This window comes from Pseudomonas syringae pv. coryli str. NCPPB 4273 (assembly GCF_000972175.1).
In the GTDB taxonomy this organism is placed as follows: domain Bacteria; phylum Pseudomonadota; class Gammaproteobacteria; order Pseudomonadales; family Pseudomonadaceae; genus Aquipseudomonas; species Aquipseudomonas syringae.
Window position 1 is genome coordinate 144,692 of record NZ_AWQP01000005.1, and the last position, 6,000, is coordinate 150,691.

4 protein-coding genes are annotated in these 6,000 nt (G+C 60.9%); all 4 read right to left on the minus strand.

The window, feature by feature from the left end:
- Positions 1–195: 195 nt before the first annotated feature.
- Positions 196–1,629, minus strand: a complete 1,434-nt coding sequence (locus P406_RS04765; RefSeq protein WP_004412367.1) for a sigma-54-dependent transcriptional regulator — start codon at positions 1,627–1,629, stop codon at positions 196–198.
- A 22-nt stretch (positions 1,630–1,651) separates the two neighbouring features.
- Positions 1,652–4,606 (minus strand): sensor histidine kinase, encoded by a 2,955-nt coding sequence (locus tag P406_RS04770; RefSeq protein ID WP_004415167.1) that lies wholly within the window; start codon positions 4,604–4,606, stop codon positions 1,652–1,654.
- Positions 4,590–4,766 carry a hypothetical protein gene (locus P406_RS04775; RefSeq protein WP_002552060.1) on the minus strand — a complete coding sequence of 59 codons (177 nt, stop codon included), beginning with the start codon at positions 4,764–4,766 and terminating at the stop codon, positions 4,590–4,592. The genes P406_RS04770 and P406_RS04775 overlap by 17 nt, the downstream gene beginning before the upstream one ends.
- A 98-nt stretch (positions 4,767–4,864) precedes the next feature.
- Positions 4,865–5,752, minus strand: coding sequence for a tRNA glutamyl-Q(34) synthetase GluQRS (gene gluQRS / locus P406_RS04780; RefSeq protein WP_003392642.1), 888 nt, complete (start codon positions 5,750–5,752; stop codon positions 4,865–4,867).
- Positions 5,753–6,000: the final 248 nt, after the last annotated feature.

Here is a 6,000-nt window from a genome sequence, read left to right on the forward strand (position 1 = left end):
CCAAGCATATAGCAGAAGCTGTGCCAACTTTTACCAAGCCGCGTAAACCGGGGCTTTGCGGGCAGCAGGGCGTTTTTGCGCACACAAAAAAGCCGGGCCTGCGTTACCGTAAGACCCGGCTTTTGTTACGTGAAACGCTTGAGGTAACAGTTTGTCCCCGCCCTGCGCACCGCGTGCCAGAGCCTTGGGCTGATTTTATGTCTCGCTGGCCACGCCCTTGCGCCGCGGGATACCCAGACGCTGACGGCGTTCCCACAGGCATTTGCGACTGACGCCCAGTTTGCGCGCCAGCTCGGTTTCAGTCATGTGGTCCTGATGCTCCAGAACGAAGTGCTGAAAATAGTCTTCGAGCGACAGGTCTTCGGCGGGCTCGTTGCCCGACGAGCCGGAAGAGCCCGGTAACGGCGCCATGCCCATGTACTCGTCGTCATCCAGACCGTCGAGCTCGATGTCGATACCCAGCAGGTCAGCGGTGATTTCCGGGTTCTCGCAGAGAATCACCGAGCGCTCCACTGCGTTTTCCAGCTCGCGTACGTTACCCGGCCAGCTGTAATGGCGGATCGCTTGTTCGGCGTCGTGTGCAAATTTGAGGTCGTCGCGTCCGACCTTGCTGCTTTGACGGACCAGGAACGCACGGGCGATTTCCAGGATGTCGTTGCCACGTTCGCGCAACGCCGGGAGTTTCAGGGCGATGACGTGCAGGCGATAGAACAGGTCTTCACGAAACTCGCCATTTTTGGCCAGTGTTTTCAGGTCCCGGTGGGTCGCGGCGATCAAGCGCACGTCGACCTTTTGCGATTGCACCGAGCCGACGCGCCGAATCTCGCCCTCCTGCAACACGCGCAGCAGGCGAGCCTGGGCTTCCAGCGGCAGTTCGCCGATCTCATCGAGAAACAGCGTGCCACCGTCAGCGGCCTCGACCAGACCTGCGCGGCCTGCGCTGGCTCCGGTGAACGCGCCTTTCTCGTGACCGAACAGTTCGGACTCGATCAGCGATTCGGGAATGGCCGCACAGTTGACGGAAATCATCGGCGCCTTGGCGCGGCGTGAGAGGTTGTGCAGGGCGCGGGCGACCAGTTCCTTACCGGTGCCTGACTCCCCTTGAATCAGGACATTGGAATCCGTCGGGGCGACTTTGCGGATCTTGCTGTAGAGATCCAGCATGGGCGGGCATGAGCCGATGATGCCGATTTCGCCGTTATGGTTCTGAGCCGGGCTTTTTTCAGCACTGCTGGTCCTCGCGGTGGCGCTGCGTTCGTCCTGAAGGTGCTTGACCGTCTGCCGATCACGCAGGATCCGCGAGACCGCCTGGAGCATTTCATCGTGATCGAAGGGTTTGGCGATGTAGTCCACCGCGCCCATCTTCATCGAATCGACTGCCGAGCGCAGGCTCGCGTAACTGGTCATGATCAGCACCGGTTTGCCTTCGCCGAGCTTGATCAGCTCGGTGCCGGGTGCGCCGGGCAGGCGCAGGTCGCTGACGATCAGATCGAACGACGGGATGCTGAAGCGTTCCTGAGCCTCTTGAACAGAGCCGGCTTCACTGACTTCATACTGGTTGCGTTCAAGCAGGCGACGCAGGGCTGAGCGGATAATCGTTTCGTCTTCGACGATCAAAATATGCGGCATTGATTCAGTTCTCTCGACGGTCTCAGTTCGCGGTGGACGTCGCGTCGACATGGCGTGGCAAGGTCACCCGAATACGGGTTCCACGCTGCTGCTCGGGATCGGCCGGGCTGTCGATGGTGATTTGTCCATAATGCTCTTCAACGATGGAATAGACCAGCGCCAGGCCAAGTCCGGTTCCCTCGCCGGGATCCTTGGTGGTGAAGAACGGCTCGAACAATCGGTCCATGATTGCCTTTGAAATCCCACTGCCTTCGTCTTCGACGATCAAGTCCACAGTGTGCTCGGATACTTCGCTTCTGACCCTGACTGCACTGCCTGCCGGGGAGGCATCACGGGCGTTGGAGAGCAGATTGATCAACACCTGCGCCAGCCGCTGCGAATCGCCGACAGCCCAATGCTCGGGGTTGCACAGGTTGTAGAAGTGTACTTCGAAATTGCGCCGGTTCAGCGCCAGCAGACCAATAGCATCCTGGGCCACCACGGCCAGACAAACGGCTTCGTCGCTATGCTGATGAGCGCCCGCGTGGGCAAAGCTCATCAATGACTGGACGATGCGCGATACGCGTTTGGTCTGTTCGAGAATCTGGCTGCTGATTTCCTTGAGTTCGCCGTCTTCTTCGCGTTCTTCGCGCAGGTTCTGGGCGAGACAGGCAATACCGGTGATCGGATTGCCGATCTCGTGCGCCACGCCGGCGGCCAGTCGGCCAATACTTGCCAAGCGTTCCGAATGCACCAGCTTGTCTTCGAGCATCTGCGTGTCGGTCAGGTCTTCGACCAGCACCACCAGCCCGCTGTTGCCTGGCGCCAGAGGCTCGTTGATGGCGGCTTTGTGCAGATTGAGCCAGCGTGTCTGGCCGTCCAGACCGAGCTTCTGCTTGTGCAAATGCTCATCGGGCAGGCTGGTAAAACCGGTCAGCAGGCCCTTCCACGGCTCGGCAATGGTTTCCAGTCGCGAACCGACCACACGCTGGGCGACGATGCCGGTCAATTCTTCCATGGCCCTGTTCCACATCAGGATCTCCTGATCTTCGGCCAGCGAGCAAACGCCCATCGGCAGTTCCTGAAGGGTCTGGCGGTGGTAACGGCGCAAGGCATCGAGTTCGGCGGCAAGGCCGGTGAGGCGCGAGTGATAGTCCTCAAGCCGGCTTTCAATGAAATGTATGTCTTCGGTGACGTATTTTTCGCTGCCTGATTTGTACGGCAGAAAGGTTTCCACCATGTCCTGGGCAACGCTCGGCCCCATCAGCCCGGACAGGTTGGCCTCGATGCGGTCGCGCAGGCGGCGCAGGGCATAAGGGCGGCGCTCGTCGAACGGCAGGTAAAGATCGCGCAGCGCCTGCTCGACCTCTTTCTGCGCGGCTTTCGCGCCCAGCGGTTTGGCCAGTTGGGTGGCGAACTCCTGCGGCGACACGGCGTGCAGTTCACGGCGTTGCGGGCGGCGCACGTTGTCGACTGCGCAGGCCTCGGCGGCCCCGGCTTCTTCAGGGCTGGCATTGGTGAACAGCGAGATCAGGGTGAACAGCAAGACGTTGGCGGCCAGCGAGGCGATGGCTGCCATGTGCCAACTGGTGTCGTCCAGCACATAGATCATGTTCAGCCAGGGAATATAGAAGCCCTGCAGGTTGCCGATCAGCGGCAACAGCATGCTGACCGCCCAGACCGAAATGCCGGCCAGCAGCCCGGCGATGAAGCCGCGTCGGTTGGCGGTCGGCCAGTACAGTACCGACAGCACGCCCGGCAGGAATTGTAGCGTCGCAACGAAGGCGACGATGCCCAGATTGGCCAGGTCCTGCTGAGCGCCGAGCATCAGGTAGAAGCCGTAACCCAGCGCGATGATCGCCACGATCAGTCCGCGTCGTGTCCACTTCAGCCAGCGATAGATATTGCCCTCGGCGGGTGGCTGATACAGCGGCAGCACCAGGTGATTAAGTGCCATGCCGGACAACGCCAGCGTGGTGACGATGATCAGCCCGCTGGCCGCCGACAGCCCGCCGATATAGGCGAGCAGGGCCAGAGACTTGCTGTTGGCGGCGATACCAATGCCGAGCGTGAAATATTCCGGGCTGGTGGTGGCGCCGAGCTTGAGCCCGGCCCAGAGGATCAGCGGTACTGCCAGGCTGATCAACAGCAGAAACAGCGGCAGACCCCAGCTGGCGCTGACCAGCGAGCGCGGGTTGAGGTTTTCCGTGAAGGTCATGTGATACATGTGCGGCATGACGATGGCCGAGGCGAAGAACACCAGCAGCAGCGTGCGCCACGGGCCTTCCTGCAAAGGCGTGTGCAGCGAGGCGAGGGCGGTCTGGTTCTGCAGCAGCCACAGTTCCAGTTGTTGCGGGCCGTCGAATACGCCATACAAGGCATACAGCCCGACGCCGCCCAGGGCGATCAGCTTGATCAGCGATTCAAAGGCGATGGCGAACACCAGGCCCTCATGTTTCTCACGCGTCGCGATGTGCCGCGAGCCGAAGAAAATCGTGAACAGGGTGATCAGTGCGCAGAACGCCACTGCGACCCGGTCCTGCACCGGCTCGCGGGTCAGAATGCCGATGGAGTCGGCGACCGCCTGAATCTGCAAGGCCAGCAGTGGCAGCACGCCGATCAGCATGAATACGGTGGTCAGCGCGCCGGCCCAGGTGCTGCGAAAACGGAAAGCGAACAGGTCGGCCAGTGATGACAGCTGGTAGGTGCGGGTAATTCTGAGGATCGGGTAAAGCAACACCGGCGCGAGGAGGAAGGCCCCGGACACCCCCAGATAACTGGACAGAAAGCCGTAGCCATACTGATAGGCCAGACCGACCGTGCCATAAAACGCCCAGGCGCTGGCGTAGACGCCCAGTGACAGGGTGTAGGTCAGCGGGTGACGAATGATCCAGCGCGGAATCAAGCCGTGTTCGCTGACCCAGGCTACACCGAACAGCACCAGCAGGTAGGCGGCGCTGACCAGCAGCATCTGCGTCAGACTAAAGCTCATCGGCATCTCGCTGGCTCTGCAGAATGAACGTCACCACAATCAGGATCAGCCACAACATGTAGGGCCGATACCAGGCACCGGTGGCATCGATCCACCAGTCCATGATGGCTGGAGAGAACAGATAAATGCCGACCACCAGAAGCAAAACCAACCGGTATATGTACATCTGGTCTCCCTGCGCTGGTAGATGAGGAGCGGCATGTTAACGGATGCCGGATAACCTGCAAGTATCCTTGCGTCGCAGTTTGCGGCGACCGCTCTGGATCAGTCTATCCGGGCTTCCTCAATATTGCGCAGTCGGGGTATCAGGTCAGCGTTCCAGTGACGTATGCCCCAGGCGAGCACTTCCTGCGCGGTGCCATCGGTCATGTGTGCATCGAGCGGTTGCCCCAACGCGCGCAAGGCCCGCAGCAGCAGCGGCGTCGCCTGATCGGCCGGCAGTGGTGGGGAGCGATAGGACTTGCCCAGCTTGTGACCATCGGGTTGGGTGATCAACGGTACATGCAGGTAGCGCGGTTGGGGCAGGCCCAGCAGTTCCTGCAGGTACAGCTGGCGGGGTGTCGAGTCGAGCAGGTCGGCGCCGCGAACGATATCGGTGACGCCTTGCCAGGCGTCGTCAATGACCACGGCCAGTTGATAGGCATATAGCCCATCGCGCCGGCGAATCACAAAGTCACCGCTTTCGCGCCCCAGGTGCATTTTGAAGGTGCCCTGAACCCGGTCTTCGAAGCGATATTCCAGCTCCGGCACGCGAATGCGGATTGCGGCGTTGTCCGGCGAATGCCCGGCATTTCGGCAGAAACCCGGATAGACACCCTGAAAGTCTTCGAGCTGTTTACGCGAGCAGGTGCAGGCGTAGGCCAGGCCATGATTGAACCAGCGCTGAAGGATCTCGGCGTAGGCGTCATGGCGCTCGCTTTGCCGCACCATCTGGCCGTCCCATTCAAAACCGTAGCGCTCGAGCGTCTCGAGAATCCCCGCCTGTGCGCCGGCCACTTCACGCGGCGGGTCGAGATCCTCCATGCGCAACAGCCACTGACCGTCTGCCGCACGCGCATCCAGATAGGATGCGAGGGCTGCGACCAGCGAGCCAAAATGCAGGTAACCACTGGGAGTCGGCGCAAAGCGCCCGATATAGGCCGGTTTTTTCATGGGCGGGATGTTACGGGTGACGGGCTTGGGCGGGCAAGTGGAACGCAGTGGGGGGTTATGCAGAGTCTTGTGCCAATGCTCCGCGTTGGCATGCAGTTCGTGGCGCTCTGCGTTACACAGCAGTTTTTCTTCGTCAGGTAAATTGGGGTTCGACTCAAGTCACCTTTTCGCCCCTCGGCGAGTTACTTTGATGGGGCCAAAGTAACCAAACCCCCTGGCTCCGTTTCCGGCCCGACTTCGTCATGTCA